We start from the raw sequence: 18600 nt of genomic DNA, 5'->3' as shown, positions 1-18600 counted from the left end.
GTGACGCTCATCGCTGCGTCCAGGGCAGGCCTTCGGCCTTCCAGCCCGCTGCCGTCCCGCGATGGCCCTCGCCATCGGGTGGCCCCTCGAAGCCGTCGAGGACATTGAAACACTGGGTGAAACCGGCTGCCGTGAGGGCCGTGGCGCTGGCGATGCTGCGCACGCCCGAGCGGCACAGGAAGTAGACCTTCGACTCCTTGGTCGCCCCGGCTTCGGCAAGGTGCGCGGCGAGTGTCACGGCGAAATCCGCATCGACGCTCATCGAGGGAAAGGTCTGCCATTCCTGGAACAGGGGTGGACGTCCGTCCGGCAGCAGCGGGAAACCGACATAGGTCCACTCTGCCCGGGTCCGGACATCGACGAGATAGGCTCCGGCATCCTGACTGAGGACGTCCCAGCATGTCGCGACGGTGACATCCCCCGCATAGGCATCGGCCATGATAAATCCTCACCTCGCCCGGTCCCGAGGGAGCCCGCGCGGTCAAATGCCATATTCATTTATGAAGCGTCTAAGCCCTGGAAATAGTTGCCGAGAACCTAAACTCTGACAATGCGATCAAAAGATTTTGCCGTCGAAACATGCAGCCTGCCCAAAAACACTTGGATAGAACGCCTTATCCCCACACTTAATCTTCTCGTTCTCTTGTCTCAGTTTTGAAAATACGCAAGGCGCGGGGTGGGAGCAAGCGGACTCCAGGCTGAATCAGCAGCGGCAGCCGCCACCTGTGGCTGACTCGCCATGCCGGAATGCAGCGTACGCCTTACAACGCATTGAAAAGGCTATAAATTCGGCAAGCATCCACTGAACTGGATAAAGCCTACCTTTAAATTTGGAAATTTTCGTGGCGGTCCGCTTGACTCAAGGGTTTACCAAAATTTGCTTAGCCGGCAGAACAGCAGATTCTCGCGACCTTCCGCAAGTCATTGAAAATCATAGCCTTAATCTGCTACGCCGAATATCGGACCAAGGAATGCGCAATGCACTGTGACAGGACAGTGACATGCCCCAGAATCGGGCATTTATTGCCGCGGACGCGCACAGAATTCCTTGAGCCAGGAATCAAAAAGCCCGGCAATGCCGGGCCTTGACAGTATATATATGAAGACTTTCGATCAGACGGCGGCAGCGGCGCCGACAGCCTTGACCCGGCTCGAAAGCCGCGAAACCTTGCGAGAGGCAGTGTTCTTGTGCCACACGCCGCGGGAGACAGCGCGCATCAGTTCGGGCTCGGCCGCCTTGAAGGCGAGCTGGGCGGCATCCTTGTCGCCGGTCAGGATCGCTTCCTCGACTTTGCGCAGAAACCCCCGGACGCGCGAGCGCCGGTTCTTGTTCACCGCGGTGCGGGTCTCGATCTTGCGGGTGGCCTTCTTGGCCGACGGCGTATTGGCCATGCGGGGTCTCTCTCGTCGTTGGTGATCGTGTCGGGCCTGACGAACGCAAACAAGCGCCCGAGGCCACGACAAAAAACGACGTCGCCCTGACGCCGCCGAATATCGAAGGTGCTTATAGGCCCGCCCCTCGCCGCCGTCAACCTGGAAGCCGTGTCGGATCGAAACAGACTTCGCCGCCTCGGGACGGTTCAGCGGTGGCGGAAGTTCGCCGGCCGCTTTTCGACGAAAGCCCCCATTCCCTCACTCTGGTCGTCCAAGGCGAAGGTCGAGTGGAACTGCCGCCGCTCGAACCTCAGCCCTTCGGAAAGGCCCGTCTCGAAGGCGCGGTTCACCGCCTCCTTCACCATCATCGTCGCCGGCAGGGAAAAGCCGGCGATCTTCCCGGCTGCGGCCATCGCCGTCTCGATAAGCTCCGCCGCCGGGACGACCCGCGCGACGAGACCTGCTCTCTCGGCCTCCTCGGCATCCATCATCCGGCCGGTGAGACAGAGATCCATGGTCTTGGCCTTGCCGATCGAGCGTGCCATGCGCTGCGTGCCGCCCATGCCGGGCAGAACGCCGAGTGTGATCTCCGGCTGGCCGAACCTGGCCGTGTCGGCGGCGATGATGAAGTCGCACATCATGGCGAGCTCACAGCCGCCGCCGAGCGCAAAGCCCGCGACGGCGGCGATCATCGGCTTGCGCGTCGCCGCCACCGCGTCCCAGCCACCGGCGAAGTCGCCGAGAAACGCCTCGGCAAAGCCGAGCGCCTGCATCTCCTTGATGTCGGCGCCGGCGGCGAAGGCCTTTTCGGATCCGGTGATGACGATGGCGCCGATGCCCTCGTCGCGGGAGATGGTGGACAGCGCGTCCGAGAGTTCGGCGAGCAGCGCCATGTTGAGGGCATTCAACGCCTTCGGTCGGTCGAGCGTCACCAGCGCGACACGGCCCCGCGTCTCCAGCCTGATCGTCTCGTAGGTCATGAGTGTCGCCTCCCGCCGGGTGTCTGCCGGAGCGTAGAATAGGCAGGAGCCGAAGGAGGGCAAGGCGACCGCGACGGGCTCAGCGCTGGCAGGCCGGGCAGAAGAAGGTCGAGCGGCCGGACTGGACGATGCGCGCGACGATGCCGCGGCAGCCGGGATGGCGGCAGGGCGCGTCCTCGCGGTCGTAGACGGCGAAGGAGTGCTGGAAGTAGCCGAGGGAGCCGTCGGCCTGGCGGTAATCGCGCAACGAAGAGCCGCCGGCCTCGATCGCGTCGGCGATGGTCTGGCGGATTTCGGTCGCCAGGACGCCGAGACGCGCCGTCGGCTTGCCGTCCTTGCGCACCAGGCTGCCGGCGGCGCGGCGCGGCGACAGTTTTGCCCGCCACAGCGCCTCGCAGACGTAGATGTTGCCGAGACCGGCGATGAGTTTCTGGTCGAGGAGCGCGGCCTTCAGCGGCGCGGTCTTGCCGGCAAAGAGCGGCGCCAGCGCGCCGCCGTCGAGGGCGTTGCCGGTCGGCTCGATGCCGAGGGCGCCGAGATGGGGGTGGTTTTCCATGTCGCCGGCATCATGCAGCGTCATGTAGCCGAAGCGGCGGGGATCGTTGAAGACGACGGTGAGGTCCCCCCATTCCGGCGAATCGAGATGGAACAGCACGTGGTCGTGGGTGCGCGCCTGCGAGCGCGGATGGTGGAAGGCGCCGGGCAGGATCGAGGCCTCCGGCGATTCCATCCGGAACGAGCCGGACATGCCGAGATGCATGGCGAGCATCAGCCCTGCCCGGTCGTCCGCGACATGCGCAAGGAGATATTTGGCTCGCCGCCCGAGGCTTTCGATGCGCCTGCCCTCCAGTCGCGAAGCAAAGCCCGCCGGGAGGGGAAAGCGCAGATCCGGGCGCTTCAACTCGACGCGGCGGATCAGCGCGCCTTCCATGAAGGGCTGCAGGCCGCGGCGAACCGTCTCCACCTCTGGCAATTCGGGCATGGCAGCTTAAGTCCCTGGGAAAAGCGCGTGCCGCAATCGCTGTCGCCATCACGGTGTTGTGGAATCCAGACATGGCCTGTCCACGTTCGTTCCGCTAGAGGAAGCATTCGCCGGGCGAGGCAGAGGCTGCCGGGCGCCGATCCATTCCCGGGCCGAGGGCCCGAAAGCTTGTCAGAAGGTCCAGCTCAGATGTCGCGAAGCCGCGTTACCGGTGCCGAGGGGATGGAAACGACCTACGGCTTTGAGTCCGTCGGTGGAGCGAGCGAGAAGCAGGCGCGCGTGAACGAGGTGTTCCACCGCGTCGCCGAGCGTTACGACCTGATGAACGATCTGATGTCGGGCGGCCTGCACCGGATCTGGAAGTCGGCCATGGTGTCCTGGCTCGCGCCCTCCAAGCGTCCCGGCTGGCGCTTTGTCGACGTCGCCGGCGGCACGGGCGACATCGCCTTTCGCATCGTCGAGGCCTCGGGCGGCGCGGCGACGGGCACGGTGCTCGACATCAACGGCTCCATGCTCGCCGTCGGTGCCGAACGCGCGGAAAAGCGCAAGCTCTCGGACAATCTGACCTTCGTCGAGGGCAATGCGGAAAAGCTCGACCTGCCGGACGGGGTCTTCGACGCCTATACGATCGCCTTCGGCATCCGCAACGTGCCGCGCATCGACCTCGCGCTCGCCGAGGCGTTTCGCGTGCTGAAGCCGGGCGGGCGGTTCCTGTGCCTGGAGTTTTCCGAGGTCGACCTGCCGGTGCTCGACAAGCTCTACGAGGCCTGGTCGTTCAAGGCGATTCCGGCGATCGGCAAGGTCGTCGCCGGCGACCGGGAGTCCTACGAGTATCTCGTGGAATCGATCCGCCGTTTCCCCAACCAGGCAAATTTCGAGACGGCGATCCGGCAGGCGGGCTTCGAGCGCGTCACGCACCGCAACCTGTCGGGCGGCATTGCGGCGATGCATTCCGGCTGGAAGCTGTAGCTCGAGGTGGCCAATCCCGTCCTCGGCATCCTGGCGCTGCTGCGCGCTGCCTATGTTCTGGCGCGCGAAGGCGTTGTCACGTCGCTGCCCGCCGACGGCCTGACGGCCGGCCCGCTCTTGGCCTATCGCCTTGCCGGCCTGATGGCGCGAAAATCCGCCGACGAGGCGGAGCGGTCGATCAAGCTGTCGCGGGCGCTGAACCGGCTCGGGCCCTCTTATGTCAAGCTCGGCCAGTTCCTGGCGACGCGGCCGGACATCGTCGGGGTGAAGATCGCCGGCGAGCTGGCAAGCCTTCAGGACAGCGTGCCGCCCTTTCCGCGGGCCGAGGCGATCGCGGAGATCGAGGTCTCGCTCGGCCGGCGCATCGACGATCTCTTCCTGGAATTCGGCGATGTCGTCGGCGCCGCCTCGATCGCCCAGGTCCATCGGGCGCGGGTGCGCGACCGCGAGGGGCGCGAACATGACGTGGCCGTCAAGGTCATCCGTCCGGGCGTTCGCCTGCGATTCCTGCGCGAGCTCGAGGCCTTCAGCTTCATCGCCCGCTTTCTCGAGCGCTTCGTCAAATCGTCGCGTCGGCTGCGGCCGGTTGCCGTGGTGGAGACGCTGGCACAGTCGACCCGGATCGAGATGGATCTGAGGCTCGAGGCCGCCGCCTCGTCGGAAATGGCCGAGAACGTCGCGAACGATCCGAAATTCCGGGTCCCGACGATCGACTGGGAGCGCACCGGCCGCGACGTGCTGACGATGGAATGGATCGACGGCATCAAGATGAACGACGTCGCCGCGGTGACGGCGGCCGGTCACGACCTGCCGGCGCTCGGCGTCAACGTCGTGCAGTCCTTTCTCCGCCATTCGATGCGCGACGGCTTCTTCCACGCCGACATGCACCCCGGCAATCTCTTCGTCGCGCCGGACGGCACCATCGTCGCCGTCGATCTCGGCATCGTCGGCCGGCTCAGCGCCGATTCCCGGCGGTTTCTGGCCGAAATCCTCTACGGCTTCATCCGCCGCGACTACAAACGCGTCGCCGAAGTGCATTTCGAGGCGGGCTACGTGCCGCGCCACCAGGACGTCCTGTCGTTTGCGCAGGCGCTGCGGGCGATCGGCGAGCCGATCCACGGCCAGCCGGCCGAGACGATCTCGATGGGCCATCTGCTGACCCTCCTGTTCGAGGTGACCGAACTGTTCGAGATGCGCACGCGCCCCGAACTGATCCTTCTGCAGAAGACCATGGTCGTCGTCGAGGGTGTCGCCCGCTCCTTCGATCCGAAATTCAACATGTGGGTTGCGGCCGAGCCGGTCGTGTCGGAATACATCCTGTCCGAGCTCGGCCCCGCGGCAAAACTGCGCGACGCCCGCGACGGCCTCGAAGCGCTGATGCGCATCGCCAAGCGCCTGCCGCAGTTCGCCGACGGCATCGAAATCCTCGCCCATCAGTTGCCCGAGCTGATCGAGAACGGCATCAGGATCAACGACGACACGCTGGTGGAACTCGCCCAGGACACCAAAGTCGGCATCATCTCCGGGCATATCGCGCAGTGGGTGACGGCCCTGGCGCTGGTCGGGATCGCGGTGGGGCTGTTGACGTGAGGACGGTGTTGTAGCCCTCAGGGACGGCTGATATCTTCCTCAGGGAAGGTTTAGCCGATGGCCCGCATGATCCTTGATCAGCTTGACCCAGAGATCGAGCGTCTGCTCGAGCTTCGCGCGCAGCGTACCGGACGCAGCGTCGAGCGCGAGGCGGAGAGCATCCTCGGCCTGGCGCTAGCACCGGGAAAAAAAGGGCGCGCGTTAAAACGTGATCGTCTAGCGGTCGAGAATGACGTCCGGGACATTCTCGCTCTGGGTCAGCGACTCCCCAAGGATTTCGACCTCAAGCAGTTCAGCGACGAATTGTCGGACGGAGTCGGGTGATCGTCGTCGACACCTCGGCCCTCGTCGCGGTACTGAACGAAGAGCCGTCGGCCGAGCGCGTTGTCCGCCGGGCACTGGATGCCGAGCGGATCTTCCTCTCCAGCGGCACGGCAGTCGAACTTGGCATCGTCGTCTTCTCCAAATGGGGCCCGAGCGGCCTGCAGCGCCTCGATCTCATCGTGCGGCGACTGCAGATCGATACCGTGGACCTTACTGCCGAAGAAGCGCGGATCGCCGTCGCGGCCTATTCGACATATGGCCGCGGGACCGGTAGTCCTGCCCGTCTGAATTTCGGCGACTGCTTTGCCTATGCCTTGGCCAAGGCGCGCGGTCTGCCGCTGCTTTTTGTGGGAGACGATTTCGTGCACACGGACCTCGTGTCGGCGCTTGACCGCGCATGACGCTCTCTTCCAAGCGCATCCTCCTCATCGTCGGCGGCGGCATCGCGGCCTACAAGGCGCTCGATCTCATCCGGCGGCTGCGCGAGCGCGGCGCGACGGTGATCCCGGTGATGACGCGGGCGGCGGGCGAGTTCGTGACGGCACTGTCGGTCGGCGCGCTGGCCGGGGGCCGCGTGTATGGCGACCTGTTCGACCGCGAGGACGAGCAGGATGTCGGCCATATCCGGCTGGCGCGCGAGTGTGACGCGATCGTCGTTGCGCCGGCGACGGCGGACCGCATGGCGATGCTGGCGACCGGACGGGCGGACGATCTCGCCGGTGCCGTGCTGCTCGCCGCCCGCGTGCCGGTGCTTCTCGCCCCGGCGATGAACCCGGCGATGTGGGACCATCCGGCGACGCGCCGAAATCTCGCGCAGCTCAAGGCCGACGGCGTCCACGTCGTCGGGCCGAACGCCGGCGAGATGGCGGAGACGAACGAGTCCGGCCTTGGCCGCATGGCCGAGCCGCTCGAGATCGTCGCCGCGCTGGCGGCGCTTCTCGCGCCCGTCACGCAGAGCCTCAGGGGACGGCACGCGGTGGTCACGTCGGGGCCGACGCACGAGCCGATCGATCCCGTGCGCTACATCGCCAACCGCTCATCCGGCCGCCAGGGCCATGCCATCGCCGCCGCGCTCGCCCGGCGCGGTGCGCGGGTGACCCTCGTCTGCGGGCCCGTCACGATCCCGGCGCCGGCCGGCGTCGATGTCGTCGCGGTCGAGACGGCGCGCGACATGTTGGCGGCGGTGGAAAACGCTCTGCCCGCGGACATCGCCGTCTTCGTCGCCGCCGTCGCGGACTGGCGGACCGCGGACGCCGCGGATGCCAAGATCAAGAAGGGGCCGGACGGTCCGCCGGCGCTGGCGCTGGTCGAAAATCCGGACATCCTCGCCGCCACCGGCCATCATCGCCAGCGGCCGCGGCTCGTCGTCGGCTTTGCCGCCGAGACCAACGACCTCCTCGCCAACGCCGTCGCCAAGCTCGACCGCAAGGGCGCCGACCTCATCCTCGCCAATGACGTCTCCAAGGGCGGCGCCGACCAGGGCGTCATGGGCGGGGCGACGAACACCGTCCACCTCGTCACCCGGGCCGGCAGCGAAGCCTGGCCGCAGATGACGAAGGAGGCGGTCGCCGAGCGTCTGGCCGACCGCCTTGCCGACATGCTGGAGGCCGACATGAAGGAGACCGCCCCGTGACCCGCCCCATCGTCCGATTCGTGCGCCTCTCCCATGCGGGCGACCTGCCGCTGCCCGCCTATCAGAGCCCCGGCGCAGCCGGGGCCGACCTGATGGCGGCGCTGGACACACCACTGGTGATGGCGCCGGGCACCCGGGCGCTGGTGCCCTCCGGCTTCATGGTAGCCGTGCCCGCCGGTTTCGAGATGCAGGTGCGGCCGCGCTCGGGGCTTGCCGCCAAGCACGGGGTGACGGTTCTCAACGCGCCCGGCACCGTCGACAGCGACTATCGCGGCGAGGTCATGGCGATCCTCGTCAACCACGGCGATGCCGCCTTCACGATCCGGCACGGCGACCGCATCGCGCAGATCGTCATCGCGCCGGTGACGGCGGCGGCGTTCGAGGAGGTCGGCGACCTCGACGAGACCGACCGCGGCGCTGCCGGTTTCGGCTCGACGGGCCGTTGAAGCACGTTGTCGCCTGGGCTTAGCAGACGGCGGCCTCGTACTTCTGGCGAGGACGGCTCCGCTGCGGTGTCAGCGATCCCGGCCTGCGGCGACCATCCTGATCTCGGAAGCGGTGGGGGCGGCGTCCAGCCTTTGCCGTCCCCCGTCGCGCACGACGATCCCACTGGTCTCCCGCGTCAGCGCGCCGGTGGCGCCGCGGTTATCGCCGGTCTGGCGGACCAGCCGGACGAGGTTGGCGATGTCGACGCGGTTGCGGCCATTCTTCTTGGCCTTGTAGAGATTGGCGTCGGCGGCGCGGTAGAGCATGTCGTAGGGCAAGGCGTTCTGGAACGTCACGCCGCCGAGGCTGACGGACAGACGTGTCGGCTGGGCACTGGGGCCGACCGTCAGGCCGTGGATCGCCAGCCGCAGCCGCTCGGCGACGAGACGCGCCTCCTCATATCCGGCATTGCGCAGGAGGATGGCGAACTCCTCGCCGCCGATGCGACCGACAATATCGTCCTGGCGCAGCGAACGCCGCAACGTCGCGGCGATCGCGATCAAGGCCTGGTCGCCGGTGGCATGGCCGAGCCGGTCGTTGATGCGTTTGAAGTGGTCGGCGTCGAGGATCAGCAGCGTGAAGAACTGGCCGTCTCCCTGGCGGCGGCCCAAATGGCGAAGTTCGCTTTCCACCTTCGCCTGGAAGGTCGTCTTGTTCAGGACCCGCGTCAGGCCGTCCCGTGTCGCCCTGTCGAAAAGCTGCGTATTGTCGGCGCGCAGGGCCGAGATGCGGGCGATGATGTAGATCTGGATCGGCACGGCGCTGACGAAAATCGCGCCGAGCGAGAAGAAGGCCGCCGACCGGGCGGACTCGAAACCGAAACCATCGAAATAGTGGTAGGCGGCGATGACCGTCACGACGCCCATCACCACCGTCAGCCCGAACGTCTCCAGGCAGATGCGCTTTATCGAATCGAGTTGCTGCTGCAAGGACTTCGCCTCATGGGTCGGAGTGGCTGACTGTGGCGGTGCGGCCTTGCCGAAGTGTGAAGGGGAGTGGGCAAGTTTTGCACGTCGGCGCATTAGGTGTCCGCGGCAGGGCGCGGGGGGCGTTCAGCCTCTGCGCCCTTCGACCGCGGCGTCGTCGGAAAGGCTGTATTCTCGCCAGATGCGCCGCGTTTTCCAGACAGGAACACCGGCGGCATTGCGCCCTTCAGCGAACCGCAATGCCGCCATCTGGCCGTTCCAGGAAAAGAACTTTCGCCTTTTCGCGTGCAGGCGGACGGCTTGGCTCTCGCGAATGGCCTGGTTTAGCCTATTGTATCGGGTCGAAGCGGGAGTTTGGCGTACCGGGTCGCATCGGCCCGAGATTCCTTCCGTCCATTCCAACAGGAGCGATATCGATGGACAAGGCAGTGAACGAGGGCAAGGCCCGCACGCACGGTCGCGGCAGGATCTACGACTCCATCGTCGACACGATCGGTGACACGCCGATCGTCCGGCTCGACAAGCTGGCCCGCGAAAAGGGCGTCAAGGCGAACCTCCTTGCCAAGCTCGAATTCTTCAACCCGACGTCGAGCGTCAAGGACCGGATCGGCGTGGCGATGATCGAGGCGCTGGAGGCCTCGGGCACGATCACTCCGGGCAAGACCACGCTGATCGAGCCGACTTCGGGCAATACCGGCATCGGCCTGGCGTTTGCCGCCGCCTCCAAAGGCTATCAGCTGATCCTGACGATGCCCGAGACGATGTCGGTCGAGCGGCGCAAGATGCTGCGCCTGCTGGGTGCGGAACTCGTGCTCACCGAGGGTGCCAAGGGCATGAAGGGCGCCATCGCCAAGGCCGAAGAGCTCCAGAAGAGCATTCCGAACGCCGTCATCCCGCAGCAGTTCGAGAACGCCGCCAATCCCGAGATCCACCGCGTGACGACCGCCGAGGAAATCTGGAACGATACGGACGGCAAGGTCGACATCTTCGTTTCCGGCATCGGCACCGGCGGCACGATCACCGGGGCCGGCCAGGTCCTGAAGGCCCGCAACCCCCAGCTCCAGATCATCGCCGTCGAGCCGGAGGCCTCGCCCATCCTGTCGGGCGGCACGCCGGGACCGCACAAGATCCAGGGCATCGGTGCAGGCTTTGCGCCCGCCATCCTCGACCGCGGCATCTACGACGAAGTGGTGACGGTCGGCAACGACACGGCCTTCGACTATGCCCGTCTCGTCGCCCGGCTCGAGGGCGTGCCGGTCGGGATCTCGTCCGGCGCCGCGCTCGCCGCCGCCATCAAGGTCGGTCTTCGGCCGGAGAACGAGGGCAAGAACATCGTCGTCATCATCCCCTCCTTTGCCGAACGCTACCTGTCGACGGCGCTGTTCGAGGGCCTTGTCGACGACGAGCCGGTGGAGCCCCCCAAAGGCGCGCCGTCGATCTGACGCGCTGCGAGCGCTTCTTGCCGAAGCCGGGTGCCCGCAGCCCCACCCGCCACGCCGGCGATGGTCTTGTGCGGGCGCCACAGCAGAAACGCGGCTATCTGCGGGATACCCGCATCGGAAATCCCCGATCGGGTTGGACGGTGATCTTCTGCACCGGAACAGGATGCCGCGTCCCGACGAAGTCGAAACGCAGGTGCCGCATCAGTTCGGCGAGCAGGATCACGCCCTCCTGCATGGCAAAGCTCTGGCCGATGCAGACGCGCGGGCCGATGCCGAAGGGCAGGTACTGGTAGCGGTCGATCGATGCCCGGCTCTCCGGCAGGAAGCGCTCCGGCAGGAAGCAGGCGGGGTTCTTCCACAGGCTCTCATGCCGGTGGACCAGCCAGGGCAGGACCAGCACCGAGGCGCCGGCGGGAATTTCGAGGTCGCCGAAGCGGTCGTCTGCGACCGCCGTGCGGTTCAGAGAGGGAGCCGGCGGATAGAGGCGCATCGCCTCCTCGAAGGCGGCCCTTGTATAGACCAGCCGGTCGACCCAGCCGGCGGGTTCGCCCTCCAGCCCCGGCAGCAGCGCGTCGAGCTCGGCCTCGACCTTTGCCCGCTCCTCCGGCGCCTGGCTGAGGAGATAGAGCGTCCAGCCGAGCGCCCGCGCCGTGGTCTCGTGGCCGGCCCCGATGAAGGTGATGATGTTGTCCTCGATCTCCGACCGCGAGAGCCCCTCGGCCTCCAGCAGAAGCGTCAGGAAATCGCGCGGGGCAGCGCCGGGGTCGCTGGCGACGAGTGCCTGGCGGCGGTCGATGGTCGCCCCGATCAGCTTGCGGAAATAGGCCTGGGAGCGTCCGGCCATGATCCGGGCGATGCGCGGCAGGAAGGCCGGCGCGTCGAGGAGATCGAGCGGATCGACCCGCCCCATCCGGCCGAGAAAGCCCTCCATGGAGCGGGCAAACTCCTCCGGTGGGCTGGCGATGTCGTCCGTGAAAAGCGTCGCCTGCAGGATGTCGTAGGTGAGGAGCGTCATCTGGTGGGCGATCTCGGCGCGTCCATCGGGCAAGGCCGCCAGCCTCTCGGCGAAGAGCGCCGTCCGGCGCTGCATGATCGGCGCGAACCCCTGGATGTTCCTGGGCGTGAACACCGGCGCGAGCGCCCGGCGGGTCCGGCGCCAGAGTTCGCCCTCGGCGGTGAGCAACCCGTCGCGCAGCATGGGCCTCAGGATGCGCTGGCGCAGCGGCTGCATGACGTAGTTGCCGGCATTCTCCACCATGAGGTAGCGGATCGCGGCGGGATCGTTGACGATGATGGTCGGCGTTTTCAGCCAGTCGGAACGGACATGCGGCTCGCGATAGGCGCGCTCTGCCCAGATCCGCAGCGGGTTGCGCGCGGCGGTGTAGACGAAGCGGGCAAAGCTCAGCGTCTTTTCCGGAGGTATCGGTGCCGGGGCACGAAACGGCAGGGGGCGGGTATCCATAAGCGGGTTTTCCTCTCAACTCACCCCGATATGGGCAGGACCACGCCCATTGCCCCCCGCGCCGGCACACAATGCCGATTCAGTTGCGGCGACCGGAAAGGCAGCGGCGGTAGGCGCGTTCGCCGGCCAGCTCCGCCTGGCGACGTGCCGCAGCGTTCGAACTGAAGCCTTCGCCCGAATCGCGGCTCCCTTCATACTGGTTCCCCGCGGTCTGGCGGGCATAGGTGCGGCAGAAGGCTTCGCTGCCGCGCGCCTCGGGATTGGCGGAAACACGCGCCCCGTAGATCGGCGAGGCAGAGGGATAGCGCGTGCCGTCGGTGCCGCCGCTGGTACAGCCAGCGAGAAGGGACAGGACGAGAAGTGGAGCAAGGCGATGCATGACGATCTCCCGGAGACTGTGAACTGACACAGCAACCAGACGCCGAACCGGCGGTTCCGCCGGGATCGCTGAGCCTGCATGCCGCCGGGTCGGCCATGTCTCCCCGGACCGTCCACCGCGCTTGGATTGGAGGACCCGACCCCCTATATTGAACTGACACATATCGGCGATTCGCTGCAGACACGCGCGCTCGCCCGAGCCCCAGGGAATTTCATGTCAGACGCGACCCAGGCCGACACCGGCGCCACCGCCGAATATGGCGCCGACTCGATCAAGGTACTGAAGGGACTGGACGCCGTGCGCAAGCGTCCGGGCATGTATATCGGCGATACCGACGACGGGTCGGGCCTGCACCACATGGTCTACGAGGTCGTCGACAATGCCATCGATGAGGCGCTGGGCGGGCACGCGACGCTCGTCACCGTGACGCTCAATCCGGACGGTTCCTGCACCGTGACCGACAATGGCCGCGGCATTCCGACCGACATCCACACCGGCGAAGGCGTCTCGGCGGCCGAGGTCATCATGACCCAGCTGCATGCCGGCGGAAAATTCGATCAGAACTCCTACAAGGTCTCGGGCGGCCTGCACGGCGTCGGCGTCTCCGTCGTCAACGCGCTGTCGGCCTGGCTGAAGATGAAGATCCGCCGCAAGGGCCAGATCTTCGAGATGAGCTTCACCCACGGCGTGCCGGACTCGCCGCTGATCGCCACGGGCGATGCGGGCACCGACACCGGCACCGAGATCACGTTCCAGCCCTCGCAGGAGACCTTCACCAAGGTCGAGTTCGACATCGCGACACTGGAACACCGGCTGCGCGAACTCGCCTTCCTGAATTCCGGCGTGATGATCGTTCTCACCGACCGCCGGCACGTCGACGAAAAGCGCGTCGAGCTCTTCTACGAGGGCGGCCTCGAGGCCTTCGTGCGTTATCTCGACCGTGCCCGCAAGCCGCTGATATCGGACCCGATCGTGCTGCACGGCGAGAAGGACGGCATCGTCGTCGAGGTCGCGATGTGGTGGAACGACAGCTACCAGGACACGGTCCTCTGCTTCACCAACAACATCCCGCAGCGCGACGGCGGCACGCATATGGCGGGCTTTCGCGGCGGCCTGACGCGGCAGGTGACGGGCTATGCCGAGAGCTCGGGCACCTTGAAGCGCGAAAAGGTCCAGCCGACCGGCGACGACTGCCGCGAGGGGCTGACCTGCGTCCTCTCGGTGAAGGTGCCGGATCCGAAATTCTCTTCGCAGACGAAGGACAAGCTCGTCTCCTCCGAGGTTCGCCCGGTGGTGGAAAGCCTCGTCAACGACAAGCTGAAGGAGTGGTTCGAGGAGCACCCCGCCGAGGGCAAGGTCGTCATGGCCAAGGTCGTCGAGGCGGCGGCCGCCCGCGAGGCGGCGCGCAAGGCGCGCGAACTGACCCGGCGCAAGGGCGCGCTCGACATCTCGTCCCTCCCCGGCAAGCTCGCCGACTGCCAGGAGCGCGATCCGGCAAAATCGGAAATCTTCATCGTCGAGGGTGATTCCGCCGGCGGCTCGGCCAAGGGAGCCCGCTCGCGCCAGAACCAGGCGATCCTGCCGCTCCGCGGCAAGATCCTCAACGTCGAGCGCGCCCGCTTCGACCGCATGCTGGCGTCAGACCAGGTCGGCACGCTGATCACGGCGCTCGGCACCTCGATCGGCAAGGACGAGTTCAACGCCGACAAGGCGCGCTACCACAAGATCATCATCATGACGGACGCCGACGTCGACGGCGCCCATATCCGCACCCTCCTCCTCACCTTCTTCTTCCGGCAGATGCCGGCGCTGATCGAGCGCGGCTACATCTACATCGCCCAGCCGCCGCTGTTCAAAGTCACGCGCGGCAAGCAGTCGCAATATCTCAAGAACGAGAAGGCGATGGAGAACTACCTGATCGAGGGTGGCCTCGAGGATGCGACGCTGACGCTCTCCAGCGGCGAAGTGCGCGTCGGCCGCGATCTGCGTGCCGCCGTCGACGATGCGCTCGCCGTCCGCTCGGTGCTGTCGGGTCTTCACAGCCGCTACGACCGCGCCGTCGTCGAGCAGACGGCGATTGCCGGCGCGCTCAATCCGGACGTCGCCGACGACAAGGAGAGGGCCACCGCCATCGTCGCCGCGATCGCCAGCCGGCTCGACGAGATCGCCGAGGAAGGCGACGGTCCCTGGGCCGGCGAGGTCGACGGCGGGGGCTACCGCTTCACCCGCACCGTGCGCGGCGTTCTCGAGGTGCGCAATGTCGACGCGCCCCTCGTCAATTCGGGCGACGCCATTGCCCTTCACCGGCTCTCGGCCCGTCTCGGCGAGGTCTATACCGGCTCGCCGGTGCTGAAGCGCAAGGACACCGAGCGCCGCATTTCCGGCCCGCTGGAACTTCTGAACGCCGTCTTCGAGGTCGGCCGCAAGGGCCTGTCGCTGCAGCGCTACAAGGGCCTCGGCGAGATGGATCCGGAGCAGCTGTGGGAGACGACGCTCGACCCGGAAGTGCGCTCCCTCCTGCAGGTCAGGATCCAGGACGCGACGGAAGCCGACCTGCTGTTCTCCCGCCTGATGGGCGACGAGGTCGAGCCCCGCCGCGAGTTCATCCAGGACAACGCCCTCCAGGTCGCCAATCTCGACATCTGATACCTGCTGTGGCGGTGTGGGCGGACGGTGGCGCAAGTCCGGATCATGGCGGCACGAAAGGCATGGCTCTTTCGTCGTCGCCGAAGTTTTGGAGGCTGAAACCCTCGCCCATGTCGAAGCGGATGGTCGGCCTCCCTTTGGAGCCTCTCCCGTCCCTGCCTCAGTCCGCCAGCGCCGTTTCGAGACGGGAAAGCCGGGCCTTCTCTTCCTGGCGGGCCGCCAGCGCCTGCGCCATGTCGACGGATTCGAATCGCACGCTCTGGTGCGGCTGCAGCTGACCGATCAGGTCCATGTCGGCCGAGATCACCGTGCCGAGCATGAAATATCCGCCGCCGGAGACGGCGTCGCGGTGGAGGATGATCGGCTCGGTGCCGCCCGGCACCTGGATGGAGCCGTAGGGATAGCAGCTGTCGACGATGTTGGAGGGATCGGAGCCGGCGCCGAAGGGCTGCTCGCGCGGCACGAAGTCGAGCTTCTGGCCGCCGCGGAAGCGGTAGCCGATGCGGTCGGCCTCGGGCGCGACCTTCCAGCTGTCCTCGAAGAAGGTCGCCTGCGCGCCCTCGGTGAGGCGGTGCCAGTAGAGCCCTGGCAGGACGCGCACGGTGGTTCCCGTCGCGCTGACAGCGCGGCGGATGTCCGCTGCGAGAGCAATGCCTTCGCGGCCCGGTCCGGTCGGCGTGCCGAGCTTGACCTGATCACCCGCCTTCAGGGCACGTCCCTCGAAGCCGCCAAGCGCGCCGAGCGCGTAGGTCGAGCGCGATCCGAGCACCGCCGGCACGTCGATGCCGCCGGCGACGGCGATGTAGGCGCGGGCGCCGCCCTTCAGGAAACCGAAGGACAGAACCTGGCCCGCTGCGACCTTGAACGCTGTCCAGCCGGGCTGCTCGACGCCGTCGACCTTGGGCGGCAGGTCGGCGCCGGTGACCGCGACGAGCGCGTCGCTGGCAAAACGCAGCTCCGGCCCGAGGAACACCGCCTCGAGCCCGGCGGCCCCGTCCTCGTTGCCGACGAGGCGGTTGGCGGCGATCAGCGCGAAGCGGTCCATCGCGCCGGAGATCGGCAGGCCGAGATGGTAGTAGCCGGGACGGCCGAGGTCCTGCACCGTCGTGGCGAGGCCCGGCTTGACGACATCGAACATGCTGACATCAGCCATCCAGGGCCTCCAGGAGCTTGGCGTTGGTGCCTTCGGGATCGGCGGTGAAGGCGTCGAGGGAGAAGCGGACGGGGACGATCCTTGGTTCGAAGCGGCCGGCCTCCACGGCTTCCACCGCGGCATCGTAGGCGGCGCGGTCGATCGGCTTGAACTTGATGATGTCGCCGGGTCGGAAGATCATCAGCTCCTTGAGATAGCTGATCTCCCCCTTCGGATCGTAGATCGGCATCGGCGTCACCCCGAACATCTGGTAGCCGCCGGCGCCGCGCACCGAATAGATACAGCCGAAGCAGCCGCCATGACCGACCGTCAGTTTTGGCGTGTCGGTGCGGGGACGCAGGTATTTCGGCACCTCGATCTGCTTCGAGCGCTCCACCAGCTGGTAGATGAACGGCAGGCCGGCGACGAAGCCGACCATCGAGACGAACCACGGCGCGCCCGCATGCGCCGATATGAATGCCTCGACGCTGTCGTAGCCATTGATCCGGGCGCCATATTCAAGATCGGTCGAGTCCGGGTCCTGATGCCGCTCGCGAAACCGCATCAGGGTCTCGTGCGTCCAGGGGTCGTTGTAGAGGACGGGGATCTCGATGATCCGGGTCTCGATCGTCTTGTCCGCGCTCTCCGCCGCCGCTTCGAAGTCCTTCAGCCTCTCCATCAGCGCCTCCGGCGCGATCACGTCGGGATCGAACTTGATCTGGAACGAGGCGTTGGCCGGGCAGATCTCGGTGATGCCGGCAATGCCGCTGTCGCGCACGGCATTGGTCATCGAGAGGCTCTTGAAGAAGGCCTCGAGCGACATTTCCTCGTCCACCTCGACGAAGATGTGCTCGTCGCCGCCGAAGGAATAGCGTGTCGTCATCGGCTGGTTTCCGCTTCGGGAGATGAGGGAGAGCCGAGGGGATGGGCGGTGAGCCAATCCTCCAGCCAGCGGGTGTGGAAATTCCCGGCCCGCACCTGCGGATCGGCGGCCAGCGCCACGTGCAGCGGCGTCGTGGTCGGCAGACCCTCGACGCGCAGCTCCGTCAGGGCCCGGGCCATCCGGGTGATGGCGGCGTCGCGCGTCTCGTCATGGACGACGAGCTTGCCGAGGAGGGAATCGTAGAAGGGCGGCACGGCATAGCCGGGATAGAGGAGGGTGTCGAAGCGCACGCCCATGCCGCCGGGAATTTCCAGCGCGATGACGGTGCCGGGGGCCGGGCGGAAGTCGAGCGCCGGATCCTCGGCGCAGATCCGCGCCTCCACGGCATGACCGCGCAGGTGCACGTCCTCCTGCCGGATCGTCAGCGCCTCGCCATGGGCGATGCGGATCATCCAGCGAACAAGGTCGATGCCGGTGACCATCTCGGTGACGGGATGCTCGACCTGGATGCGGGTGTTCATCTCGATGAAGAAGAACTCGCCGGTGGTCTCGTCGAAAAGATATTCGAGCGTCCCGGCGCCGCGATAGCCGACCCGCTCGGCGAGGCGCACAGCCGATGTGCACAGCGCGTCGCGCTGGTCGGGCCTGAGGCAGGCGGCGGGAGCCTCCTCCCAGACCTTCTGGCGGCGGCGCTGCAGCGAGCATTCGCGCTCGAACAGGTGGATGGCGCGGGTGCCGTCGCCCAGAATCTGCACCTCGACATGCCGCGCCTTGGCGATGAAGCGCTCGAGATAGAGCCCGCCGTTGCCGAAGGCGGCCTTCGCCTCGCCGCTCGCCTGCGGGATCAGGGCCGCGAGCTCGGTCTCGTCGCGGGCGACACGGATGCCGCGCCCGCCGCCGCCGGCCGAAGCCTTGATCATCACGGGGTAGCCGATGTCGCGGGCGGCGAGGATCGCCACCTCGACGCTCTCCACCACGCCGTCGCTGCCCGGTACCGTCGGCACGCCGGCTTCCATCGCTTCCTGCCGGGCGCGGGCCTTGTCGCCCATCTTGCGGATCGTCTCCGGCCGCGGGCCGATGAAGACGAGGCCGGCCGCCTCCACCATCTCGGCGAACTCGGCATTCTCCGACAGAAAGCCGTAGCCGGGATGCACCGCATCGCAGCCGCTGTCGATCGCAGCCTGCACCATGACCGCCTTGTTCAGATAGGATTTCGTCGCATGCGCCGGGCCGACCGGCATCGTCTCGTCGGCGAGCCGGGCGGCCAGCATCGCGCCGTCCACCGCGCTCACCGCCTGGACGGTGGCAAGGCCGAGCTCGCGGGCGGCGCGGATGATGCGGACGGCGATCTCGCCGCGATTGGCGACGAAGACCTTGGAGATCGCCATCGTC

Annotated in this window: 18 protein-coding genes; 8 read left to right on the top strand and 10 right to left on the bottom strand. The window is 66.9% G+C overall.

Annotated elements, in window-relative coordinates; all coding sequences use genetic code 11:
- Positions 1-7: 7 nt before the first annotated feature.
- From Sa4125_RS23480 to mutM, 4 genes are all read right to left on the bottom strand, one after another.
- Positions 8-439 carry a rhodanese-like domain-containing protein gene (locus Sa4125_RS23480; RefSeq protein WP_224002308.1) on the bottom strand — a complete coding sequence of 144 codons (432 nt, stop codon included), beginning with the start codon at positions 437-439 and terminating at the stop codon, positions 8-10.
- A gap of 674 nt (positions 440-1113) precedes the next feature.
- Positions 1114-1392: a 30S ribosomal protein S20 gene (gene rpsT / locus Sa4125_RS23475; RefSeq protein WP_224002306.1), complete on the bottom strand. Its 279-nt coding sequence runs from the start codon at positions 1390-1392 to the stop codon at positions 1114-1116.
- A gap of 188 nt (positions 1393-1580) precedes the next feature.
- Positions 1581-2354 carry an enoyl-CoA hydratase gene (locus Sa4125_RS23470; RefSeq protein ID WP_224002304.1) on the bottom strand — a complete coding sequence of 258 codons (774 nt, stop codon included), beginning with the start codon at positions 2352-2354 and terminating at the stop codon, positions 1581-1583.
- Positions 2355-2433: 79 nt separating this feature from the next.
- Positions 2434-3336, bottom strand: a complete 903-nt coding sequence (gene mutM / locus Sa4125_RS23465) for a bifunctional DNA-formamidopyrimidine glycosylase/DNA-(apurinic or apyrimidinic site) lyase (RefSeq protein ID WP_224002302.1) — start codon at positions 3334-3336, stop codon at positions 2434-2436.
- Between the two features lie 189 nt (positions 3337-3525).
- Between mutM and ubiE the strand changes: the two genes are divergently transcribed.
- From ubiE to dut, 6 genes are read left to right on the top strand one after another with little or no spacing between them, the layout of a single operon-like run.
- A complete protein-coding gene (gene ubiE / locus Sa4125_RS23460) occupies positions 3526-4305 on the top strand; it encodes a bifunctional demethylmenaquinone methyltransferase/2-methoxy-6-polyprenyl-1,4-benzoquinol methylase UbiE (RefSeq protein ID WP_224002300.1) in 780 nt (259 codons plus the stop codon).
- A gap of 6 nt (positions 4306-4311) precedes the next feature.
- Positions 4312-5895: a 2-polyprenylphenol 6-hydroxylase gene (ubiB, locus tag Sa4125_RS23455; protein ID WP_224002298.1), complete on the top strand. Its 1584-nt coding sequence runs from the start codon at positions 4312-4314 to the stop codon at positions 5893-5895.
- Between the two features lie 57 nt (positions 5896-5952).
- Positions 5953-6219 carry a TraY domain-containing protein gene (locus Sa4125_RS23450; RefSeq protein ID WP_224002296.1) on the top strand — a complete coding sequence of 89 codons (267 nt, stop codon included), beginning with the start codon at positions 5953-5955 and terminating at the stop codon, positions 6217-6219.
- A complete protein-coding gene (locus tag Sa4125_RS23445) occupies positions 6216-6620 on the top strand; it encodes a type II toxin-antitoxin system VapC family toxin (protein WP_224002294.1) in 405 nt (134 codons plus the stop codon). Before Sa4125_RS23450 ends, Sa4125_RS23445 begins: the two co-directional genes overlap by 4 nt.
- A complete protein-coding gene (gene coaBC / locus Sa4125_RS23440; RefSeq protein WP_224002292.1) occupies positions 6617-7852 on the top strand; it encodes a bifunctional phosphopantothenoylcysteine decarboxylase/phosphopantothenate--cysteine ligase CoaBC in 1236 nt (411 codons plus the stop codon). Before Sa4125_RS23445 ends, coaBC begins: the two co-directional genes overlap by 4 nt.
- The gene (gene dut, locus Sa4125_RS23435; RefSeq protein WP_224002290.1) at positions 7849-8298 is read left to right on the top strand and encodes a dUTP diphosphatase; all 450 of its coding nucleotides are present in this window, start codon (positions 7849-7851) and stop codon (positions 8296-8298) included. Before coaBC ends, dut begins: the two co-directional genes overlap by 4 nt.
- A gap of 69 nt (positions 8299-8367) precedes the next feature.
- Here dut and Sa4125_RS23430 read toward each other — a convergent pair whose 3' ends face one another.
- Positions 8368-9267 (bottom strand): GGDEF domain-containing protein, encoded by a 900-nt coding sequence (locus Sa4125_RS23430; RefSeq protein ID WP_224002288.1) that lies wholly within the window; start codon positions 9265-9267, stop codon positions 8368-8370.
- A gap of 413 nt (positions 9268-9680) precedes the next feature.
- On the opposite strand from Sa4125_RS23430, the gene cysK reads away from it, so the two are divergent.
- Positions 9681-10706 (top strand): cysteine synthase A, encoded by a 1026-nt coding sequence (gene cysK, locus Sa4125_RS23425; protein WP_224002286.1) that lies wholly within the window; start codon positions 9681-9683, stop codon positions 10704-10706.
- A 94-nt stretch (positions 10707-10800) separates the two neighbouring features.
- On the opposite strand, the gene Sa4125_RS23420 is transcribed toward cysK, so the two are convergent.
- Positions 10801-12168 (bottom strand): cytochrome P450, encoded by a 1368-nt coding sequence (locus Sa4125_RS23420; RefSeq protein ID WP_224002284.1) that lies wholly within the window; start codon positions 12166-12168, stop codon positions 10801-10803.
- Positions 12169-12247: 79 nt separating this feature from the next.
- On the bottom strand, positions 12248-12547 hold the full coding sequence (locus Sa4125_RS23415; RefSeq protein ID WP_224002282.1) for a hypothetical protein: 300 nt from the start codon (positions 12545-12547) through the stop codon (positions 12248-12250).
- Positions 12548-12760: 213 nt separating this feature from the next.
- On the opposite strand from Sa4125_RS23415, the gene gyrB reads away from it, so the two are divergent.
- Entirely contained in the window at positions 12761-15193 is a 2433-nt protein-coding gene (gyrB, locus tag Sa4125_RS23410) for a DNA topoisomerase (ATP-hydrolyzing) subunit B (RefSeq protein WP_224002280.1), read from the top strand.
- 160 nt (positions 15194-15353) lie between these two features.
- Here gyrB and Sa4125_RS23405 read toward each other — a convergent pair whose 3' ends face one another.
- The 3 genes from Sa4125_RS23405 to Sa4125_RS23395 are packed head-to-tail and all read right to left on the bottom strand — an operon-like array spanning position 15354 to position 18596.
- On the bottom strand, positions 15354-16346 hold the full coding sequence (locus Sa4125_RS23405) for a biotin-dependent carboxyltransferase family protein (protein ID WP_224002278.1): 993 nt from the start codon (positions 16344-16346) through the stop codon (positions 15354-15356).
- Complete coding sequence (locus Sa4125_RS23400; protein WP_224002276.1) at positions 16339-17208, bottom strand: carboxyltransferase domain-containing protein; 870 nt, start codon at positions 17206-17208, stop codon at positions 16339-16341. Before Sa4125_RS23400 ends, Sa4125_RS23405 begins: the two co-directional genes overlap by 8 nt.
- Positions 17205-18596 carry an acetyl-CoA carboxylase biotin carboxylase subunit gene (locus Sa4125_RS23395; protein ID WP_224002274.1) on the bottom strand — a complete coding sequence of 464 codons (1392 nt, stop codon included), beginning with the start codon at positions 18594-18596 and terminating at the stop codon, positions 17205-17207. The genes Sa4125_RS23400 and Sa4125_RS23395 overlap by 4 nt, the downstream gene beginning before the upstream one ends.
- Positions 18597-18600: the final 4 nt, after the last annotated feature.

This window comes from Aureimonas sp. SA4125 (assembly GCF_019973775.1).
Taxonomy (GTDB): domain Bacteria; phylum Pseudomonadota; class Alphaproteobacteria; order Rhizobiales; family Rhizobiaceae; genus Plantimonas.
This window is presented reverse-complemented; position numbering and strand designations above follow the sequence as displayed.